Source organism: Caballeronia sp. LZ065 (assembly GCF_031450975.1).
Lineage (GTDB): Bacteria > Pseudomonadota > Gammaproteobacteria > Burkholderiales > Burkholderiaceae > Caballeronia.
Genome location: NZ_JARUXV010000001.1, coordinates 1,874,056 through 1,894,828, shown reverse-complemented (window position 1 = coordinate 1,894,828; position 20,773 = coordinate 1,874,056). Strand labels below are relative to the sequence as shown.

The 20,773-nt window shown below is 66.3% G+C and carries 19 protein-coding genes and 1 pseudogene; 5 read left to right on the top strand and 15 right to left on the bottom strand.

All coding sequences use genetic code 11. The features are described 5' to 3' along the window. Nucleotides 1–255 precede the first annotated feature (255 nt). From QCE63_RS08715 to QCE63_RS08705, 3 genes are all read right to left on the bottom strand, one after another. Nucleotides 256–945, bottom strand: a complete 690-nt coding sequence (locus QCE63_RS08715; protein WP_309832345.1) for a class I SAM-dependent methyltransferase — start codon at nucleotides 943–945, stop codon at nucleotides 256–258. 215 nt (nucleotides 946–1,160) lie between these two features. Next, on the bottom strand, nucleotides 1,161–1,784 hold the full coding sequence (locus QCE63_RS08710; protein WP_309832344.1) for a hypothetical protein: 624 nt from the start codon (nucleotides 1,782–1,784) through the stop codon (nucleotides 1,161–1,163). Between the two features lie 19 nt (nucleotides 1,785–1,803). Further along, nucleotides 1,804–3,198, bottom strand: a complete 1,395-nt coding sequence (locus QCE63_RS08705) for a selenium-binding family protein (RefSeq protein ID WP_309832343.1) — start codon at nucleotides 3,196–3,198, stop codon at nucleotides 1,804–1,806. Nucleotides 3,199–3,362: 164 nt separating this feature from the next. Between QCE63_RS08705 and QCE63_RS08700 the strand changes: the two genes are divergently transcribed. Next, entirely contained in the window at nucleotides 3,363–3,518 is a 156-nt protein-coding gene (locus QCE63_RS08700; protein WP_309832342.1) for a hypothetical protein, read from the top strand. A gap of 88 nt (nucleotides 3,519–3,606) precedes the next feature. Here the strand turns inward: QCE63_RS08700 and QCE63_RS08695 are convergent, their stop codons facing one another. Together QCE63_RS08695 and QCE63_RS08690 are read right to left on the bottom strand one after the other, a co-directional pair. Next, complete coding sequence (locus tag QCE63_RS08695) at nucleotides 3,607–3,927, bottom strand: hypothetical protein (RefSeq protein ID WP_309832341.1); 321 nt, start codon at nucleotides 3,925–3,927, stop codon at nucleotides 3,607–3,609. A gap of 94 nt (nucleotides 3,928–4,021) precedes the next feature. Then, a complete protein-coding gene (locus QCE63_RS08690) occupies nucleotides 4,022–4,888 on the bottom strand; it encodes a methyltransferase (RefSeq protein ID WP_309832340.1) in 867 nt (288 codons plus the stop codon). 127 nt (nucleotides 4,889–5,015) lie between these two features. On the opposite strand from QCE63_RS08690, the gene QCE63_RS08685 reads away from it, so the two are divergent. Next, nucleotides 5,016–5,927, top strand: coding sequence for a recombination-associated protein RdgC (locus QCE63_RS08685; protein ID WP_309832339.1), 912 nt, complete (start codon nucleotides 5,016–5,018; stop codon nucleotides 5,925–5,927). A gap of 27 nt (nucleotides 5,928–5,954) precedes the next feature. Here QCE63_RS08685 and QCE63_RS08680 read toward each other — a convergent pair whose 3' ends face one another. From QCE63_RS08680 to QCE63_RS08660, 5 genes and pseudogenes are all read right to left on the bottom strand, one after another. After that, on the bottom strand, nucleotides 5,955–7,064 hold the full coding sequence (locus tag QCE63_RS08680) for a GGDEF domain-containing protein (RefSeq protein ID WP_309832338.1): 1,110 nt from the start codon (nucleotides 7,062–7,064) through the stop codon (nucleotides 5,955–5,957). 13 nt (nucleotides 7,065–7,077) lie between these two features. Beyond that, nucleotides 7,078–7,836, bottom strand: a complete 759-nt coding sequence (locus tag QCE63_RS08675) for a hypothetical protein (protein WP_309832337.1) — start codon at nucleotides 7,834–7,836, stop codon at nucleotides 7,078–7,080. A 590-nt stretch (nucleotides 7,837–8,426) separates the two neighbouring features. Then, nucleotides 8,427–9,248, bottom strand: coding sequence for a DMT family transporter (locus tag QCE63_RS08670; protein WP_309832336.1), 822 nt, complete (start codon nucleotides 9,246–9,248; stop codon nucleotides 8,427–8,429). A 146-nt stretch (nucleotides 9,249–9,394) separates the two neighbouring features. Further along, nucleotides 9,395–10,312, bottom strand: a pseudogene (locus QCE63_RS08665) (YihY/virulence factor BrkB family protein). Between the two features lie 79 nt (nucleotides 10,313–10,391). Beyond that, nucleotides 10,392–10,562, bottom strand: a complete 171-nt coding sequence (locus QCE63_RS08660; protein WP_309832335.1) for a hypothetical protein — start codon at nucleotides 10,560–10,562, stop codon at nucleotides 10,392–10,394. A 195-nt stretch (nucleotides 10,563–10,757) separates the two neighbouring features. Between QCE63_RS08660 and QCE63_RS08655 the strand changes: the two genes are divergently transcribed. Continuing rightward, a complete protein-coding gene (locus QCE63_RS08655; protein ID WP_309832334.1) occupies nucleotides 10,758–12,236 on the top strand; it encodes an NCS1 family nucleobase:cation symporter-1 in 1,479 nt (492 codons plus the stop codon). Nucleotides 12,237–12,242: 6 nt separating this feature from the next. On the opposite strand, the gene QCE63_RS08650 is transcribed toward QCE63_RS08655, so the two are convergent. After that, nucleotides 12,243–12,566 (bottom strand): hypothetical protein, encoded by a 324-nt coding sequence (locus tag QCE63_RS08650; RefSeq protein WP_309832333.1) that lies wholly within the window; start codon nucleotides 12,564–12,566, stop codon nucleotides 12,243–12,245. A 140-nt stretch (nucleotides 12,567–12,706) separates the two neighbouring features. Here QCE63_RS08650 and QCE63_RS08645 point away from each other — a divergent pair, with 140 nt between their 5' ends. Both QCE63_RS08645 and tehA read left to right on the top strand, forming a co-directional pair. Further along, nucleotides 12,707–13,684: an alpha/beta hydrolase gene (locus QCE63_RS08645; protein ID WP_309832332.1), complete on the top strand. Its 978-nt coding sequence runs from the start codon at nucleotides 12,707–12,709 to the stop codon at nucleotides 13,682–13,684. Nucleotides 13,685–13,815: 131 nt separating this feature from the next. Next, a complete protein-coding gene (gene tehA / locus QCE63_RS08640; RefSeq protein ID WP_309832331.1) occupies nucleotides 13,816–14,841 on the top strand; it encodes a dicarboxylate transporter/tellurite-resistance protein TehA in 1,026 nt (341 codons plus the stop codon). 15 nt (nucleotides 14,842–14,856) lie between these two features. Here tehA and QCE63_RS08635 read toward each other — a convergent pair whose 3' ends face one another. The 4 genes from QCE63_RS08635 to QCE63_RS08620 are packed head-to-tail and all read right to left on the bottom strand — an operon-like array spanning nucleotide 14,857 to nucleotide 20,771. After that, nucleotides 14,857–15,654, bottom strand: a complete 798-nt coding sequence (locus QCE63_RS08635) for a 3',5'-cyclic-nucleotide phosphodiesterase (protein WP_309832330.1) — start codon at nucleotides 15,652–15,654, stop codon at nucleotides 14,857–14,859. Between the two features lie 29 nt (nucleotides 15,655–15,683). After that, nucleotides 15,684–17,927: an adenylate/guanylate cyclase domain-containing protein gene (locus QCE63_RS08630; RefSeq protein WP_309832329.1), complete on the bottom strand. Its 2,244-nt coding sequence runs from the start codon at nucleotides 17,925–17,927 to the stop codon at nucleotides 15,684–15,686. Next, on the bottom strand, nucleotides 17,924–20,113 hold the full coding sequence (locus QCE63_RS08625) for a SulP family inorganic anion transporter (RefSeq protein WP_309832328.1): 2,190 nt from the start codon (nucleotides 20,111–20,113) through the stop codon (nucleotides 17,924–17,926). The genes QCE63_RS08630 and QCE63_RS08625 overlap by 4 nt, the downstream gene beginning before the upstream one ends. A 10-nt stretch (nucleotides 20,114–20,123) precedes the next feature. Continuing rightward, the gene (locus QCE63_RS08620) at nucleotides 20,124–20,771 is read right to left on the bottom strand and encodes a FecR family protein (RefSeq protein WP_309832327.1); all 648 of its coding nucleotides are present in this window, start codon (nucleotides 20,769–20,771) and stop codon (nucleotides 20,124–20,126) included. Nucleotides 20,772–20,773: the final 2 nt, after the last annotated feature.

Genomic DNA, 20,773 nt, shown 5'->3' with positions numbered 1-20,773 from the left:
AATGCAATGGGGTCAGGAACGATCCGTAGCGATGAGAGCAACGGCGACGGCTCCTCAGGCTGGCCCCACTGCGCTCGGCTCTGTGCCTACCGCGCTCTGCATGCCGCATGATGCATGCAAAATGCCGCTTGGCATTCAGCATCAAGCATTCAAAATGCAAAACGCCGGATCCCTGATGATCTCAAAGACCCGGCGCTTCCTTGCTTCCGATTCGTACCCAAACGCGACTACGCAACTCGCCCCGCGCACAGTCTCTCAATTCCTGCCCTTCGGCCGGCAAGTCATGAAGTACTGCGAGCTCATCCACCACGGCGCGATGGGCAGCGGACTGAGCTGAGTGGCCTCGATCCGGAAGCGCTTGCTCACGACATCGCGCAATTCGCGGAAGTCGAAGCCCTTGTGCGTCGTGCGCGGATTCTCCGGCCGGCTCACGCGGATCCCCACCATCGCCTTGAAGAATTCGGCGGGCGAGTACTCGGACTGCAACGAGCGGCTGCGAATCATCCAGTTCGAGACTTTCGGTCCGATCGCGAGTCCATACATGATCGGCACTGAAATGACGAATGCGCCGCCTGGTTTGAGAATCCGCGAGGCGTCGTCGAGCAGGGCGCCAAGCTCGTGATCGTAGAGATGTTCGCAAACCTCGAACGCGGTCAGCACATCCACGCTGTTCGTCGCCACGGACCCGAGCGACTCCGCATACTTGATCTCCGGAAACGCCGGCGCCATGAACATGTCATGACCGATGAGCGTCACGTCCGGACGACTTTCGCCGAGCGCATGCAGGAACAGCCCCGGTCCCGCGCCGAAATCCGCGACGGTACCGCCCTTCGGACACAGTTCGCTGACGAGATTGATCGCCATCGACATCCTCGTGCGATGGGCGAAACGAGCGAGCGGATTGCCTGAATTGACGGTTTGTTCTTCGTATGAAATCTCGCGCATCAAAAACTCCCCACGTGGTTTATCGGCCTGATGCTCCGGTGGCGCGCCGCGATATTCCCTGTTCGTTCCGGGCGATAGTGCCGGGAGTCGCCGCACCGCGCAATCGGCTACGGTAGCCGTTGACCGCCGAACTCAAGCCGCCTGCCGCCATGCCTTCGAGTCGGCCGGCATGGTCGCATCGCACCCTGCATCAAGGCGCTTTCAAAACGTGGAGACTACAGGAAGAGCCACGCGCCGCATGCGATGAGCGCCACACTCCAGAGCCAATCGATGTTGATCCAGCCGCTGCGCAGAAAGCCCATGCCGCCGCGCGCCTGCACGGACATCGCGATCATCGAGATCAGCGCGATGACGGCGAGCATCGCGCCCGTATGCACCATCAGCGCGAGCGCGCCCGCTTCGTAGGCCTGATCGGAGATCCTGCCGGTGCAAAGCGGCAGCAGCGCGGGCACGAGCATCAGCCCGGCGCCGTGCGCGCTCGACATCACGAAGGACCAGAGCGCGAGCCCGGCGAGCCCGGTGCGCATGCCGACCGTCGGCCTGCCGCGATGCCCGCGCCAGGCCCGCCACACGCCCCAGCCGATGAGCACCGCCCCGCAGCCGCGCGCGAGCGTGTCGTGGCCCACCGCCATGCCGAGCGTGAGAGCGCCCGCCAGCACCAGCGCGACCGAGGCGGCATGCCCGAGCGCGATCGGCACGAGCGACACCAGCGCGACGCGCCGGCTCCTCGCATAGAGGCCGAGCGCGACGGCGAAGAGCCATCCCATGGCGGGATTGAGCCCGTGGAAGGCACCGAGGCTCGCGGCCGTGAGGAGCAGCGTGGGCGACGCAGAATCCATGCAGGCGGCTCGCGGCGCGTCAGGGGTAGCAGAACGAGTCCGACGAGCAATCGCCGCCTTGCAGCCGGATCTGATGCGGCCGATGTCCCTTCGGCCAGTCAATGAAGAACTTCTCGTCGACAGACAACCCGCCGTCCGCACCGGCATCGAGCTTGACCATCCAGCCGTCGATGCCTTCCGGATAGAACTGCGCATCCACCGCGCCATACAGCGAGTTCGTGAAGTACACGCGACGGCCGTCGCGGCTCACCTCGACCATCTGCGGGCCGCCGTTCAGCGCGCCATTGGCCGCGCCCGGATGGGTCGCGCGGGACACCACGCCGCCGATGCGCACCTTGCCCGTCAGCTTCGGCGCGAACGGGTCGGACACGTCGTACTGCAGCATGTCGCCGGTGCCCCAGCAGGAGACATAGAGGAAGCGGTCGTCCATCGACAGATCGATGTCCGAGACGAGCGGCGGCACCGCGTTGAAGCCCTTCAGCAAAGGCGGAAGCTGGTCGGCGTCGGCGGGCTCGGCCGGAATCTCGATGATTTTCTTGACCGCCCACTGGTCCTTGTCGCGATACCAGGTCCAGATCGACGACGACAGATCCTTCAGACTGATCACGCAATTGACGAAGCCGTAGGCCTTGGTCGGATCGTGCGCGGGACGCAGTTCGAAGACGAGCTGATATTCGTCGCCGAAATCGATCTCCTGAATATGCTTGCGCTTCGTGAAGTCCCAGAAATGCAGCTTGCGGCCGTACTTCGCGCCGAGCAGCAGATCGGGCACGAGGCCGTTCTCGAACGTGTCCGGCGTGCCCCATTCGCTCGTGACCATGGTGTCGTAGCCGAGATGCCACCAGCCGTCATAGGCAAGCTGTTGCGGGCCGCGCTCCACTTCCCAGCGGCCCAGCGGATCGAAGCTTTGCTGGTCGAGCAGCAGCACGCCGCCGGGCGCCTGGCCCTGGGCATTGCCGAGCGCGGTGATATAGATCCCGCCCGGCCCGCAATGCACGGTGTGAGGCCGCGTATAACCGGTCTTTTCGGCCAGTTCCGCAGGCTCGATCGTCTTCACGATGACGGGCTTCTTCGGATCCGGCTTCGTATCGATGATATGGATGCGCGATGAACGCAGCCCCGGCACCACCAGATAGCGCCGCTCCATATGCGGATGCGGCGCATTGGGACACAGACAGGACGAGCATGCGTTCCAGCCGAAATGATGCAGCTCGTCACCGGTATCGGGCATGGCGATTTCGCCGACGATCTTCGTATAGTCCGGCGAATCCGGATCGACATCCACCACGGCGATCTTGTCGGGTGCGCGGCGCTCGGGGTCGAAGGTCGCCACGTACGCGAGGGTTTCGCGCGGCGCCTTCGCTGCAAGACGCGGGGAAGGGTAGAAGCTCGGATCCGGTTTCCATGTCGCCATGTGCGTCTCCAGTCGTCGGTTCGCCTGCCAAGCACTATAGGACACAAGTGCCTCATGTGCTCCTGGTCGCGCCAACGCTGAAGACCATGCCAAAGAAGTCGGACCCGCAAGCGTATCGCGGCCTAGAATGCAAGGTATCGCCCCATGACCCACGGGAGGTTGCGATGAGCGAGCCGATGATCAGCGTGATGGCGGGCGTGTTTCTGTTGTTGTGCATCGCGGCGGTGCTCGTGATGCATCGCCGGCACCCGCATATTCACACGCCGCAGCCGCGCTGGCTGGACTCGCATCCGCAGCGCGACTGGATGCACAGGCATTGAGCGTGCAGTGCAACATGCAAGGCTGAAGCGCACAACGCGCCGGCATCGTCCGGCGTCGTTTGCTTGAAGTGTTCGTGTGAAACGTCGATCAGCGGCGCGGCCCTTTCATCGCCTCGGCTTCCATGGCGGCATGCCATTCCTCGCTGTTCTCGATCGGATCCATGCCCTCGTCGATGAATGCCGATGCGCGTTCCGCCACGCCGCGCGTCTCCTCTTCGGTTTCCTCGTCGGCGAAGGTGTCGTCGTCGGGCGGCGGCTCCAGCATGTCCTGCAGCATCGCTTCCAGTTCAGGTGTTTCCCACGGTTCGCCGCGCTGCTTTCGCTTCTTGATGTAGTGCCGGATCTCGGCGTCCTGCTCGGGCGTCAGCGGTAGTCCGCGAAAGGTGCGGTTGCCGTCGAAGTCACTCATGATCGCTCCTTGCACGCTCAGCCTGTCATCGGGTTGGAGGCGTCCCTAGTGTAACGCCGGTCGCGCACGGTTTAAAACGCGCGCGCGGGCTCAGCTAGGGTTTCACGAACTTGAGCGTCATCCGGTCCGATTCGCCGATCGCGGCATAACGCGCGCGGTCGGTATCACCTCCCTTGAAGGTCGGCGGCAACGACCATACGCCGTGCGGATAGTCCTTCGTGTCGCGCGGATTCGCATTGATCTCGCTGCGCCCGGCGAGCACGAAGCCGGCGGCCGTCGCGTGCCCGATCACGAAGGCTTCGGTGACATAGCCCGTATCGATCATCTGTTGCACGCTCGTTCCCGGCCGCGCGCGATGTTCCTCGACGCCCAGTTCGCCGCCATGCTGGAGCGCGTCGTAGAAGGCCTTGAAATTCGCATCGACCTGTCCGTCCTTGATCCAGTTATGGATGTTGCGGAACGTGAGCACGTGTGCAAAGCGCTCATGCGCATCGAAGCCGATGAACCGTCCCGCGTGCAGCGTCCCCACCACCACCTTGCCGTAGAGCGCCGGCGTGCCGGCGAGCTTGCGAAGATACGCGGCATCGGTGTCGCTGTCCTCGGCGGCGAGATCCGCGGACGTGCTGAGATATTGCGCTTCGTAGAGCTGCCCCGCATCGCGCAGATACGGCGCGAGGATGTCCGTGTACCATCCGCCGCCCGGTGCGATTTCCAGTACCGCTTGCGTCGGCGCGAGATCGAAGAATTGCAGGGTCTCCTTCGGATGCCGGTAGGCATCGCGCGCACGCGCCCTGTCGCTGCGTTGCGGGCCGGCGATCGCGGCATCGAGCGATGTCGTGGCCGCGTCTTGCGAGGCGGCGGGTGTAGTGGATGACGATGCAGCGCATCCGCTCAGCACGAGCGCGGAGAAAACGGCGGCAAGCGCGAAAGCGTGCACACGGCACAGGCGGGCGATGTCCATGAGATTGAATGCGTAACGAAGAAGGGGACACCATACGCGTTTCCGGTCAAGCCTGCTGCGCTCCGGAGACGTCGTATAGAATGTCGCCCCCGATTGCCCGCAATCGCCCTCATCGATATTCCGCGCCATGTGGTTCAAGAATCTCCAGCTTCACCGTCTGCCCGCTCACTGGTCCGTCACGCAGCAGCAACTGCAGCAATGGCTCGCGCCGCTCGCGTTCAGCGCGGCGTCGAGCATCGAGAACGAACGGCGCGGCTGGGTCGCGCCGCGCGGTGACGGCGAACTCGTCTATTCGATCAATCGCCAGATGCTCATCGTGTATCGCGCGGAGAAGAAGTTGTTGCCGTCGTCGGTGGTCACGCAGTTCGTCAGGGAACGCGCGGCCGAACTTGAGGAGCAGCAAGGCTTCAAACCCGGCCGCAAGCAAATGAAGGAACTGAAGGAGCAGGTCACCGACGAACTGCTGCCGCGCGCCTTCAGCATTCGCCGCGACACGCGCGTGTGGATCGATCCGGTCAACGGCTGGCTTGCGATCGATTCGGCGTCGGCCACCGTGTGCGACGACATCATCGGTCTGCTGGTCAAGTCGGTCACGGATCTGCCGCTCGCGAGCGTGCGCACCGCGCGTTCACCCGTGTCCGCGATGACCGAGTGGCTCCTTTCAGGCGATGCTCCCGGCGGCTTCACGCTCGATCGCGACACCGAACTGCGCTCGACCGGCGAAGGCAACGCGACGGTCCGTTACGTCGGACACGCGCTCGAAACGGAAGACATGCGTCGTCACATCGAGGCAGGCAAACAGTGCATGCGGCTGGCCATGACGTGGGACGACCGCGTGTCGTTCGTGCTGACGCCGTCGCTCACGCTGAAGCGCGTGAGTGCGCTCGACGTCATCAAGGAAGCCGCCGATCCCACCGCCGCCAACGACGACGAACGCTTCGAGTCCGACTTCATCCTGATGACGGGCGAACTCGCGCGCATGTTCTCGGCCATTGCGGAGGCGCTCGGCGGCGAAGAGGACTTGCGCGCGGCGGCTTGAGGCGAGATTGACGCGTTCGCTTCGTCTTCAGGCCGAAGCCGAAGCCGAAGCTGACGCCGAAGCGAACGCATAGCCATTCTTGCCATTGCGCTTGACGGTGTACATGGTGTCGTCGGCAACGGCGACGAGGCGCCAGTAATCGTCGACGCGGTCCGGATAGCTGGCGATGCCGATGCTCGCGCGCACGATCGACAAGCCCATCTGCGCGTCGGTCTCGTGCACGCAGGAGATGATGCGCTGTGCGATGGCGGCGAGTTCGCCATCGCTCGAAAACGACTGCACCAGCAGCGCGAATTCGTCGCCGCCAATACGCGCAACCAGATCGCTGCCGCGCACCGCCTGACGAAAGCGGCGCGAGACCGCGATCAGGAATTCATCGCCGATACGGTGGCCACGCGTGTCGTTGACCCGCTTGAACCCGTCCAGGTCGATATACAGCACCGCGATGCGTCCGCCGCCGCCCGCGCGGTGGCCGGCCGCTTCCTCCAGCGCGGCAAACAGCTTGCGGCGGTTGGGCAGGCCGGTCATCGGATCGTGCAGCGAAGCCTGTTCGAACTCGTTCGAGAGGCCGACGAGTTGCCGGTTGCGTTTGGCATACATGCCGAGCGCCGTAATCAGCACGCCAAACACGATGGCCGAGAGCGCGATCAGCGTATGCGACACGCTCAGAATGCGCGAGCGCACGTCCGCGCTCGTGCGGTCGCGCTCGGTGCGCCAGTAGGCGTAAGTGGAATCGAGCGCGCTGCTCGCCTCGCCGAGCGCCGCGGAGGGTGCAAGCACGGAGGCGGGGAGCGCCGGCGCCGGTTCGGGACTCGATGAGATGAGCGCATGCAACGCCGCCAGTCGCGCGGAGAGTTCGAGGCGCGCTTCGCGATAAGCCGTGCGATGTTGCGGATCGCTGGCAGGCGCATCCTGCAGGGACGAAGCGGCTGCACGGGCCGCGCCCGCGCGCTCGACTGCCTCAAGCACGAGCCCCACATACTCCTGTTGCAGTTGTGCGGAGAAAATCGCGCGCACCTGAAAAGCCAGGAACAGCAGACCCATCAGAAGACACAGCAGCGCGGCGCCCGCGAGCGGCGCCGGGCCTCGCGCGCGCGCCCGTCGGAACGCGTGTTCGAGTACGCGCCGGGTGCGCATCGCGACGGTTTCATCAGGGACGGGAATACTCCTCTCGCTGACGGGTCGGAACATTGTGTCGATAGCTCACTCGATGAAAGAACGCGCCGACGCGGGCAATCAGCCCGCCCTCGGGCTTGGCATGCGCGCTGTGCCGGCGCGCCGGGTTGGCCTGGGCAGAGGGCACGGCGCGATTACTGGTCTGAACCGCAGGGCCGTTGCCGCGGCGCGTCGCCGCGGCCGTTTGCGCGGGTACGCTGGTTTGAGGCGTCGCGGCAAGCGCGGTGGCCGTCGCGAGTTCCGCCGTGCCGGCCGCATCCCGGCCGTGGTCGTCATCGGCAGCGACGGTTGTGGGCGCATCCATGGACGGCGAGGCGGTATCGAGCGGCGTCGCCGTCACGTCCGCCGAGGTATCGCCGCTCGTGTTGCCCACATACACGGCAGGCGCGGTCCCGGGCGCCTCCACGACACCCGCTGACTGCGTTTGCGCGGCGATCACCGGCTGCTCGATGCTGAGCGTCTTGCGTGCGCTCGCCATCGCTTCCGCATAGACGCGCTGATCGTGGTTGAACCACATGCCGTAGCCCACGGTTCCCAGCACGCCGATGCCGAGCGCACTCGCGGAGGCCATCCACAGCGCAAGCCGCCCGAAGCGCAAGGGTGCGCGCACGGGCGAAGGTTCATCGCCGAAGTCGGGCTCGGGCGCAGGCAGATTGGTGACACTCGGATCGTTCGCCGGGCCAGGGTGGGCCTCGAAACGCTCCTCGGGGGGTAGCTCAGCATGGTGAGGCATGACAGCACTCTCCAGAACGTATGGGTCGGACGGCGGGCGCCATGGCAGCGCGCACGCCCGCTCAGGCAGCCGCGCGGGACGACGGGCACGCGCACCGGAATCAGCCGAAGCAGGAACGGTGCTGCCATCGCCCGGTTCAGCGCAGATGACCCATGCGCGGAACGCGGCTTCGCCGGGCCGGCCTTCAGGCCGGCATTCTTCCAGCAGATCAATACAGCTTCCGCCCGATCTCGCCATGAAGCAGGCGATATCGGACAGTCGAACATAGGGCGGAATGTGTTGCGCTTTGAGCAGGTCCGACGGATGCGACAGCGTCCGACAAGCCCTGCGCGGAGCGTCCGCATCGCGCAACACGACAACGAAGTATCTCCAAACCAATACTTAGCAGGCTTCGTTCCAGCCCCAAAAATGAGGCACTGTGCAGGCATCATTCTTCAGAGGACCACGCCGGGCGTATGTGAGTTGGCGCACATACGAATCGTGGCGTCTGCGAGCTTCCACGACGCATGGGCATTCGTGGCCAGAAATTGTTAAAAGTTCACATGGATTCCCGAAGTTTCACCATTCGGGATGAGGGTTTCGGTGAGCTTTCAGCCGCCTCGCCTCGTCATCACCACAAGCGCGATGCCGCCCAGTATGGCAATCGAACTCATCACGAGCCGCGCTCCAAGGGTTTCGCCGAGCAGCAACACGCCGCCCGCCGCCGTGATGACGGGCACGCTCAATTGCACCGTGGCGGCCGTCGCGGGCTTGAGGCCCTTCAGCGCCGCATACCAGATGACGTAGCCGAGGCCGGAAGTCAGCGCCCCGGAGGCGATGGCGTAGCTGACGCCAGCGGCATCGAAGCGGGCGTGCAGCAACGCGAGCGCCGCTATCGAAACAGCGACCGCGAACGGCAGCGCCCGCAGGAAGTTGCCGGCGGTGGCCGCGACCGGATCCGCGCGGCCGCGCCCGCGCAGCGAGTACACGCCCCAGCCGATGCCTGCCGCGATCATGAGCGCCGATGACCACGGGTCCGGCGCCGCCAGTCCGGGCAGCACGAGCCAGACGAGCCCGGCGAGCGCAAGAGACAACCCGAGCCATTGCGCGGGCGCAAGCCGTTCTCCCTTCGTGAGGCCGTAGCCGATCATCGTCGCCTGCACGGCGCCGAACAGCAGCAGCGCGCCGGTGCCGGCCGGCAGCCATACATACGCATAGGAAAACGTCGCGGCATAGACGATCAGCGCGAGCGCGGAAACCCAGCTGCCGGCGCGTGCCGCTTTGGCGAGCGGGTCACGGCCGCGGGCCATCAGGATCGCCGCAAGCAGCAGCGCCGCCGACGCGATGCGTACCAGCGTGAACGTGGCCGCGTCGATCTGCGTGCCCTTGAGCGCGAGCCGGCACAGCAGCGAGTTGCCGGCGAAGGCAAGCATCGCGCTGCACGTCAGGACGGCGACGCGCGCGTTCGGTGGCGAAGACGCGTGGGATGCGGTATCGGAACGGGGTTTGGACATCGGCGGGAAGGAAGACGCAGCGCCTCACTGTAGCGCACGCGTGCCCGCTCTTCATGCTGCGCTGCTCAATCCGTGGTGAAGCCTTGCGGCGGCTGATCGGCCTCGGCCTCGTGGCCGAAGCGCTCGAACTCGGAGATGACCTGCGCGCCAAACAGCAGCAGCGTCGCCAGCGCTTCGAGACTGAACAGCACGACGATCGACGTCGTCAGCGAGCCATAGACCACGCTGACCTGCGAGAGCGTCGCGAAGTACCACACCAGCACGTGCCGCGTGATTTCCCACAGCACGGCCGCGACGACGCTGCCGAGCAGCGCGAGCCGCAGCGAGGGGCGTCCGACCGGCATCACGAGATAGATCGAGGTGAGCACGAAGACTTCGCCCGCGAAGCCGAGCAGATAGAGCAACAGCCGCGACACCCCCTTGAGCGACACCTCGATGCCGAGCAGGTCGATGGAGTTGCTGCCCATCGCCTGGAGACCGTTGGAGACGAACGTGACGATCAGCATGCCGACGCCCAGAAACAGGATGTAGCAATACGGCAGCAGGGCGGAAAGCAGGAAGTGGCGGCGGCGGATCGCGACGCGATGCACGAAGATCACCGACATCGCGTTTTCCAGCACGGTGAAGGCGAGGGAACTGAAGAAGATCATCGTGACGAGCAGCAGCCAGCCGAGCACGGTGCGATGCGCGAGGAAGTTGGCCAGCTCGCGCACGATCGCGCGCGCCTGTCCCGGCACGAGCCATTCGAGCAAATGAGCAAGGGTGTCGAGCAATTCCTGCTGTCCGACGAAACGCGACAGCACGATGACGATCAGGATCAGCAAAGGGACGATGGAGAGCAGCGCGTAATACGCCACTGCGCCCGCCAGCAATACGCCCTAATTCGCGCGAAAAGCCTTCAGCGTGCGCAGCGCGAAGCCGAACGGGTGACGCGCGACACTGCGTACTTGCGGGCCCAGTACCGGGCCGAGAATCCGGGACATGCCACCTCCGCGCGGGGCGCACTGCGCATCCCTTGTGGACGAGCAAGTTTTACGCCCGTGGCGGAGGTTCTGCCCGGGCTTAGCCTGGCCGGCGGGCTTCGCTGCGTGCCGCGGCCTGCTGCGCCGCTTCTTCGAAAGCGAGATCGAGGAGGGTATCGACGTCCTCGGCGGGAAGTTCGGTGGCGTCGATGTTACGCAGGCGGCAGAACAGCGCCAGCGCTTCAGCGGCAGCGGCGAAGGCATTGTTCATATCGCGGGAGGGGAGGCGTCTTTTTCTCATGGTGAGCATAACGGCAAGGGCACGATCGGACTTTAACGTGGGGCAAGCCACAGGAAACACGGTCGATGTCCGGTTCACCTTCGTCAGTGGATGGACTACTCTTGCCCTTGAGCCGTGCCCCAATTCGTTCGACAGTCCGCTTCCGTATCGGTCCAGGAGGACGCCATGTCAGCCACCCCTGCAAGCTCCGCCCATGGCGCCGCACCTGGCGCCGACGCCGAGATCGTCGACGCCGACGAGCGGCTCTACAACCACGACCTCGCGCCCGTGCCGCGCGCGAAGCGCACCTGGAACGGCTACAGCATCTTCGCGATGTGGATGTCGGACGTGCACAGTGTCGGCGGTTACACCTTTGCCGCGAGCCTCTTTCTGCTCGGCATCTCCGGCTGGCAGGTGCTGCTCGCGCTGACCATCGGCATCCTGGTCGTGTATGTGCTGATGAACTGGGTCGGCAAGCCGAGTCTCGTACACGGCATACCGTTTCCAGTGGTGGCCCGCATCTCGATGGGCGTGATGGGCGCCAACCTCGCGGCGCTGATTCGCGGTGTGGTCGGTATCGTGTGGTACGGCGTGCAGACCTACTTTGCATCGAAGGCCGTGGCCACGCTGCTGCTGTTGTTCGTGCCGTCGGTGGCCGCATGGCGCGACACCAGCTTTCTCAGGCTCGACATGCTCGGCTGGGTGAGCTTCCTCTTCATGTGGCTTCTGCAGCTCATCATCTTCCAGCGCGGCATGGAGATCATCCGCAAGTTCATCGATTTCTGCGGGCCGGCGGTGTATGTCGTGATGTTCGTGCTGATGGGCTGGATCCTCTATCACGCCGGTCTCGGCAGTCTCAATCTCACGCTGTCGGGCAAGGTCCTGTCCGGCGACGAACAACTCCACGCGATGATCAACGCCACCTTGCTCGTGGTGAGCTATTTCGCCGCGCTGCTGCTGAATTTTGGCGACTTCTCGCGCTTCGCCAAGAGCGAGCGGCAGATGAAGGTCGGCAACTTCCTGGGCCTGCCGTTCAACTTCGTCGCGTTCGCGATCATCACGGTGATCGTCACCGCGGGCAGCGAGAAGGTCTTCGGCACGATGATCATGGACCCGGTCGAGATCGTCTCGCGCATCGAGAACAAGGTGTGGGTCGCGATCGGCAGCATCACCTTCATCATCGCGACGATGGGCATCAACATCGTCGCGAACTTCGTTTCGCCGGCCTATGACATCGCCAATCTGTTCCCGAAGCACGTGGACTTCAAGAAGGGCGGGTTGATTGCATCGGTGCTCGCGGTGATGGTGTGTCCGTGGATTTTCGTCGACAGCCCCAAGGCCATCACCATCTTCGTGTCGGTGTTCGGGGCGGTGCTCGCGCCGATGTACGGCGTCATGATGTCCGACTACTACCTCGTCAAGCGCCAGCAGGTGCAGACCGCCGATCTCTACACGATGCAGCCCGCCGGACGCTTTCACTATGACGGCGGATGGAACAAGGTCGGGCTGGCGGCGCTGCTCCTGTCGGGGATCGTGTCGGTCGGCTGGGAGCTCTCGACGCAGATGCTCAAGCTCCTGCCGCCCAACAATCTCGGCTGGCTGATCGGCGCGGCGGCGGGCGCGCTGCTTTATGTGTTGTTCATGCGCCTCGCGAAGCGTTCCTAGCCAGTCCTACTTGATCCATTTGCGCACGTCCTGCTCCCAGTCGGGCTGGCCGCAATTGGGCGGATTCTCCGGCCCGAGCACGGTGATATAGCTCTTCGTCTTCATGCAGGCCTCATAGGCGCGAATCTGCGTGCAGCGGCCCGCGCCGGCCTGCTTCCCGGCGGCCTTGCAGGCGGACATCGCGCTGTCCATGCCGGTGAAATCGGCGTCGCCGCTGTCGTTCCAGGGCGGCGGGCTGGCTGTCGCCGAGAATTCCACCGGTGTGCTGCAGGCGGCGAGCAGCAACGCGGTGGCGGGGAGAAGGCACGAGCGGACGAGTCGGTTCATCATCGTTGGAACTCCGGTTTTTAAGCTCTTGTTGAAGGCGCGTGATCCGCCGCCTATTATTCCCCGCTGTCACAACCCGCGTCGGCTTTTTGTTCGAGCCCCTGCGCGCGTGAGCCGTTGACCTCACTCCTCTGGAGCACTGGATGAAAGCCGTGCCGCTCGCCCGTGTGCTGTCGTCGTGCCTGGCCATTGCCGCCTGCGCGGTATTCGTGCCGTCCGCTTCCGCCGAGAATGTCTCGTTCGGCCCGGATCAGTTGTGCGGGCTGCACAGCGCGCGTCCCGACCAGCCGCCCGCCGCGAAGCTGAGCAAGGTGCAGGGCCGCAACGGACCGATCGGCTATGCGCGGTTCGGGCGCGGCCGGCCGCTTCTGCTGATTACCGGCTATCGCGCGACGCTCGGCGAATGGAACGCGTATTTCCTGGGCGAACTGGCGAAGCATCGCGACGTGATCCTCTTCGACAATCGCGGCATTGGCGGCTCGACGATCGTCGGCGGACAGTACGGCCCGGATTATTCAATCCGCGACATGGCCGCCGACGCCGCCGATGTCATCGCGGGCCTGAAGCTGTCGCAGGTCGATGTGGTCGGCTGGTCGATGGGCGGGATGATCGCGCAGCAGCTCGCGCTCGATGCGCGCGACAAGGTCGCATCGCTCACGTTGATCGCCACCGCGCCGCCCGGCCCCGATGCGGTGCCGACGCCGCCCGAGGTGCTCTCGGTCCTGTCGGGCGGGGGCAAGGACGCCTTTGCGCGCATCATGGGCGTGCTGTTTCCCGCCGACGCGGTAGCGGATGCGTCGCGCTGCTTCGTCGGCGACATGTTCGCACCGCCGGGCTACAAGGGCCGGCCGGTGCCGGAGGCGGTCGCGGCGCAGCAGGATCGGGCGATGCAGGGCTGGTTCGCCGATAGCGCCGCCGCTGCTGCGTTGCGGCGCTCGCCGGTGCGCACGCTGATCATCGAGGGCGCGGACGACGCGGTGCTGCCCGACGAGAATGGCCGGGCGCTCGAGCAGATGATTCCGCGTTCGCGGCTCGACGTCGTCGCCGATGCCGGGCATGCGCTGATGTTCCAGTATCCGCTGGAGCTGGCGCGGCATGTGGATGCGTTTGTGGGGCGGTGACGGGCGCGGGATCAGGTGCGGGATCAGGCGGAACGAATTGAGACGCCCGAGCAGACCAACGATCCTCCGCGACATTCAACCCGAAGCGCCGCGCCCCTAAGCTCTCTCCATCGACTTCCAGGAGAAGAGCAATGAACAGCAACAGCGCAACACACCAGCCCGCGCCGATGCCGGTGGCGTTCTTCGGCATCGCGGTCGGCGCGCTGGCCTTCGCGGGCGCGTGGCGCGCGGCCGCACGCGTCTGGACGATTCCCGATGCCGTCCCGGCATTCGTCACGGCTGCGGCGCTCGCCGTTTTGCTCGTGGTTCTGATCGCCTATGCCCGCACCTGGCGCGTCGCACGCGCGGCAGCGCTCGCCGAATTGCAGCATCCGGTGCAGTCCTCGTTCGCGGCGCTCGTGCCGGTGTCCGTGCTGCTCGCCGCGCAAGCCGTGCAAGTCTATTCGCGCGATCTGGCCATCGCGCTCTTCACGCTGGGCGTGATCGGCCAGCTTGCTCTCGGGGTCTGGCTGCACGGACGCTTCTGGCAAGGCGGCCGCAAGCCCGAACTGAGCACGCCCGCCATCTACCTGCCGACCGTCGCGCCAAGCTTCGTCGCCGGCACGGCCGCCGCCAGTCTCGGCTTCACGCAACTCGGCGCGCTGTTCTTCGGCGCGGGCGTATTTTCGTGGCTCGCGATCGAATCCATCGTGCTGCATCGCGCCGCCGTGCATGAACCCTTGCCGGAAGCCATGCGTCCGAGTCTCGGGATCCAGCTGGCGCCGCCTGTCGTCGGCGGGGTGAGTTATCTCGCGATCACGCAAGGCGTGCCCGATCTGTTCGCCTGGATGCTGCTCGGTTATGGGCTCTATCAGGCCTTGCTGGTGATCCGGCTGGTTCCGTGGATTCGTCAGCGCGGCTTCACGCCGGCCTACTGGGCCGTGAGCTTCGGCGCCGCCGCCTTGCCGACGCTCATGCTGCGCATGCTCGAACGCGGCGCCACGGGTCCGCTCGAATGGCTCGCGCCGGTGACCTTCGTGCTGTCGAACGTGGTGATCGGCTTGCTGATTGCGGGCACGGTGCGGGCCATCGTGCGTGGCGAATTGCTGCCGGCGCCCGCTGGCACAAGCAGTCCGGCCCGGCCGATCAGCCACCGCGCCGCCACCCTCCCGCGTTAAACGAGGCGACCCTCATCACAGTTCAAGCACCTCGCCCGTGCGCAGCGCGCGCAACGCGAGGTCCGGCAGCGCGGCGCGCAGTTCATCGAGAATCTGCGCGCCGTGTGGTGGCTTCAGATGCGAAATCAGAAGTTCGGCCTGGAGGCCAGGGCCAACGCCACGCAGATCGTCGGCGAGGAAGCTCGGGCAATGGTGATGCGCGATGCGCGCCAGTTCGATTTGCGCATCGGGAAACGCTGTCTCGACGATCACGTAACGCAAGCCCGGCAGCGCGCGCACGGCGGCCCAGAACGCGGGATGCGTCGTGGTATCGCCGCTGAAGGCGAGACTCGCGGTGGCGCCCGTCAAAGCGAAGCCTGTGGACGGCACCGTATGGCACGCGGGCAGGGCGGTCACGATGCGCCCGTCGAGCATCACATGCCCGCCTGCTTCCAGCGCCTCGAACCGCACCGCGGGCGCCGCCGCCGATGGAATCCGCGTGAAGTCCGGCCAGATCAGATTGTTGAAGATGTGGGCGTGCAGGATGTCGAGCGTCGCGCGGCTCGCATGAACGGTGACCGGCGCGCTGCGCGCCTCGCCGACGGCGTCGATCATCAGCGGCAGATACGCAATGTGATCCAGATGCGAATGCGTGAGGAACACGTGATCGATGCGCGCGAGGGCGTCGTCGCTGAGCACGGCGACACCCGTGCCGGCATCGATCAGCAGATCGTCGTCCACGAGCAGCGCCGTGGTACCGCCCGGATCGTGGTCCGAGCCATTGCAGACGCCGCCATGGATCGCACCGCTACAGCCGAGTACCCGAACTTTCATGATGCGGCCCAGTTGAAGACTACAAGAAATCACTTCGTATCGAACGCGCTGACGCAGTCCCAGTCGGCGGGCAGCTCGGCATTGCGCAGCGTCTCGATCCGCTTGCGATACAGCGCATACAGCTGCTGTCCGGGATACTGCGCCGCCAGTGCATCGAGCCGCGTCAGCGCCGCATCCCACTCGCGCGCGCGGTAGTGCGAGAGCGCCGCGTGCCAGCGCACGAGCGCATCGGCGTCGTGCTGCGGCGGCTGCGGCTCGAACACGGCGATCGGCGCAACGCGGCCCCGCACGCGCACGCGGTCCAGCTCGCGAAACACGATCTCGGGCACCTGCGCGCGCGTCGCCTCGCCAACCATGATGTCGATGTCGAAACGCCGCGTCAGGCCTTCGAGCCGCGCCGCGACGTTCACCGCATCGCCCATCACGGTATAGGCCTTGCGCACCGGCGAGCCCATGTCGCCGACCGTCATCGGCCCGGTATTGATGCCGATGCCGATCCACAGCGTCGGCCAGCCGCGCGCGCTCAGCGTACGGTTCAGTTCGACCAGCGCCGCGCGCATGCCGAGCGCCGCCGCCACCGCGTGACGCGCATGCGCCGGGTCGTCGACGGGCGCGCCCCAGAAGCTCATGATCGCATCGCCCATGTACTTGTCGAGCGTGCCGCGATGCGCGCGGATCACCTCGGTCATGGTGCCGAGATACTCGTTCATCAGGCGCGCGAGCGCTTCCGGCTCCAGCGTCTCGGCGATGGCCGTGAAACCCAGCACGTCGCAGAACAGCACCGTGAGTTCGGCGCGGCGTCCCGCCATGCTGTAGTCCTCCGGATGCCGGCTCATTTCCTCGACCAGCTCGGGCGGCACGTACTGGCCGAACAGCGCGGCGAAGCGCCGCTTCGCGCGCGCCTCCACAAAATAGCCATACGACATGTTGAGTGCGTGGAGCGCGACCACGGCGAGCAGCAGCGAGGCCATCGGAATGAACCAGTCGAGGCGCGCGAACGCATACAGATCGGCGGCGACGAACGCCGCGAGCAGCAGCGCGGTGCAGAGCGTCGCGCGCGCGGGGCCGTGCCACGGCCACACGAAGATCATCGCGAGTCCCGCGACCACCAGCGCGAACGCCTGCAACACGGCGGCGAAGGGCGGCTGGAAGCGGATGACGCCGTCGAGCATGCCGCTGATCAGGCTCGCATTGACCTCGACGCCCGGATACACCTCGCCCACCGGCGTCGTGCGCTGATCCATCAGCCCCGGCGCGGTCGTGCCGACCAGCGCGATCCGGCCCGCCAGCGCGCCTGCCGGAATGCGCCGCGCGAGCACATCGGCGATCGAGTAATACGGGAAGCTGCCCGCGCCGCCGCGATATGGCACGAGCGCCGCGCCGTTTTCATCGAGCGGAATCGCGCGGGTGTCGCGCGGCGTCGTCAGCGCGAGGCCGGACAGCGGCGCGGTCGCGTCGGCGGGGTCATCGAACAGCGGGCGCACGGCGGCGTCGCCGTACAGCGCACGCAGCACTTCCAGCGACAGCGCGCCATACACGCCGTCGCGATAAGCGGTTACGAGCGGCACGCGCCGCACCGCGCCATCGAAGTCGATGACCGGGTTGAAATAACCGGCGCGGCGCGCCGCCGTTTGCAGCTTGGGCAGGTTGCCGCCGTAGCTGGTCCAGTCGAACAGCGTGAACGGATGCGCGCCAAATGCACCCGCGAGCAGCAGCGGCGCCGGGATCGCGCCGCTCGACGCCTCCTGGTTCGCGAAGTAATAGCCAAGCACGACCGGATGGCGCATGAGCGTAGCGGCGAAGCGTTGGTCGTAGTCAAGTTGCGGAGCCAGTGTCGCGAGCGCCGCGCGGTAGTCCGCGTTGCCGGCGAGCGCGCCGCGCGCGAGTCCGTCGAGTACGGCAAGGCCCGAGCTGGCATCGGGCTCGGCGAACACCATGTCGAAACCGAGCACCGCGATGTGCTCGCGCTCGAACAGCGTCTCCACGAGTTCCGCCATGCGCGCGCGGCTCCACGGCCAGCGGCCGAGTTCGGCGAGGCTCTTTTCGTCGATGTCGAGAATCGCGATGCGCGCGTCCGTCGTGCGCGGCATGAAGAGACGCAGCTGGGTGTCGTAGATCAGCGCGTCGAAGGTATCGACGAAACGCAGCGGGTAAAGCGACAGCGCGTGCGCGGCGAAGCCGATCACGATCGCCACGCCGAGCGCCCAGCGTCCGCCCGCGCGCTTCAGCACGAAAGCGAAAGGTTCCCGGTCCGCGCGCCGGCCGTGGCTCATTGCGCCGCCCGTAACTGCTCGTTGGCCGCGCCGAGCCGCGCCGCCAGCACGCGCGCGGCGAACTTGTGCATGCGCGCCGCGAGCGCGGGGTCCTCGTCCTCGAGACGCCTGAGCGTTGCAAGCGCCAGGCGCGAGACGACCGTAGGCTCGTCGGCGACGACATCCGCGCTGCGTTGCGCGCCCGTGTACACCGCCATTTCCCCGACGATGGTCCCCGCGCCGAAACTCCTCAGGCGCAGCGTGCGGCCGTCGCCGAGCGCGAGCCGCAGCGTGTCGAGATGCGGACGCAATGCGTCGAGCGTGGCGGGCAGCGTCGAGACGAAGGTTTCGCTTGCGTCAGGCGCGGCGCAAGCCGACGCAGCGCCGCGCGCGCCGCGCAGGATCTGTGTCTCGATCCATTCGAGGCCGCTGTCGAGATCGTCGAAGACATGCAGGCTGCCGGGTCCGGCCGCGTCGTTTGCATGCGTGGCATCCCGCGCCAGCCAGTTGCGCAGCGCGGGAGACAACCCCGTCAGCACGATCTGCGCACGCACGCGTCCACAAGCCTGACGCAGGCGCACGAAGCTCGCGGCGCTCGATGCATCGACGCCATGCACGCGCGCGAAATCCACCAGTACGAAGCGCACGCCCGGCTCCTTCGACGTGCCTTGCGGGGCTTCGATGCGCCCCCGGATATGCGCGAGGATCGAGTGCGCGGTGCCGAAGAACAGAAAGCCCTGCAGCGCGACGCCATAGAGCGCGTGCGCGTGGGCATCGAGCAGCCGGGTGTCGTCGACGCCGCGCTCGACGTTCGAACGCCGTCCGCGGCCATCGAATTCGCGGCGCAGGCAGTTCACGCGCCCGTAGCGCACCACGAACAGCAGACACGCCGCGACGATGCCCAGCAACACGCCCGCCGTGATGCCGTAGACCGCGATGCAGACCATGATCGCGGGAATCAGCAGGTAGTCGTGCCACGGCAGGCGCCGGATGGACATGACGAGCCATTCGATCAGCATCGCCGCGCCGATGAAGAGTTGCAGCCCGACCAGCACCGGCTTTGGCAGGAGCGTCATCATGCTCGGAAAGAACGCGATCACGGCGAACGAGAGCACCGCGGCCAGCACGCCCGCGCGCCGGTCGCGCACGCCGAGCCGCCAGTTGGTCATGGTGCGCGTCATGGATGGCGCGCCGACCAGCCCGCCCGCCAGCCCGGTGACGAGGTTCGCGAGACCGGCCGCGCGCATCTCGCGGTTGAAGTCGATGTCGCGCGAGGTGGTGACGCCGATGCTGGTCGCGTTGAGCAGGACGGTCATCGACGAGACCGCAGCGATGGCAACGATGTCGAGTGCGTGCGACCACAGCATCGGCAGCCAGGCGACGTGGATCAGCGCGACCGGCAGGCGCATGCCGGAGAGCGGTTCGTAGCGGAACAGCAGGCCCATGCGCCGCGCGTCTTCCAGGTGCTTGCCCGACGCGGCCAGACCGACATGGAAGAGCGCGATGCCGAGCGCCATCATCGACGGCAGGACAATGGCGTAGCGCGACGGCCGCGTGATGCGCGTCAGCACCAGCAGGCCCAGGCCGACGACGAGCGCCGGCACGCTCGCGAGCCACGGCAACTGCATGACGATGCGCGGCGTCGCAAGGCCGACGGGCACATCGGTCAGCACGCGCAGCGCGCCTTCGAGCAGCAGCAGGCCGGTGCCCGCCAGAAAGCCGCCGATCACCGGAAACGGAATGTACTGGATCGCATTGCCGCGCTTCCAGTGCGCCAGCGCGAACAGCAGCCCCCCGGTTGCAAGCGACGACACCGCGATCAGCATCAGCACCGTGGCGAGCACGGCTTCGTCGTCGCCGCCCGCGGCATGCACCGACAGCGCGATGCCCGCCGCGAGCGGCGCCAGCAGTGCCGTGGCGTTGGAATCGGGCCCTGCAATCACGAACGGCACCGAGCTCGTCAGCGATACCACCAGCGCGACGAGAACGCAGCTCAGCAGCGCGGTGGGCATCCCGGCCGGCAGCCACGGCGAGAGGCCGGCCGAGAAGATCATCGCGCCGTAGCCCGCGGCATAGGAGAGCGCGATCAGCGCGGTGAGCAGCGCCGCGAGCGTGTCCGTGCCGAACGTCGCCAACGTCAACGCCGCCGGCCGCGCGTCGCGCGCGGGCCGCAGCAATGCGGGGTCGGTGCCCGGATGCTCGCTCATCGCGCCTCCGCTAGCGGCAGGCCGCCGACGGCACCACCGGCGTCACGCGCGAGGCGGGCAGCACGCCGAAGGGCAGTCTCGGACTGACGACGATCGTGCCTTCGCCCGCGCGCACGATCTGCCGGTCCACTTGGTTCAGCACCACGATCTGCCCGTCGTACACGACGATCTGCTCGCCCTTGCAATCCGCGTTGGCGCCGGGTTCGACATCGGCGCAATCGGTCACGGAATATTCGGTGCCGCGAATGCCGATGGTCGAGGTCGGCGTTTTCACGCGATAGTTCTCCGGCTTGCCCTGTTTCGCGACCAGCCCGTCCACCGCGCGCAGCCCGCCCTTCACCAGCGACAGGAAGCTGCGGTCCTGTTGCGGCGCGTCGGCGGCGTAGTTGAAGTCGTCGACCCGGAACACGGAGCCCGGCTTCAGGTACACGCGCTGGCCGTCGGTGAAGATCATCACGATCTCCGAGCCGACGCCGGTCTGGACCGTGTCGCCGTTGTCGATTGCGCCGCCCACGGCCGCCACGCGCTGCGCGCCGTTCGCCGACTGGATCGCGACGTTGCCGACCAGCGCCTTGATGGTCGCGACCGTGCGTCTTTGCTCGGCACGCGCGCTCAGGGCGAAGAACAAACACAGCAGGAAGAGGAGGACGCGCGCCATGG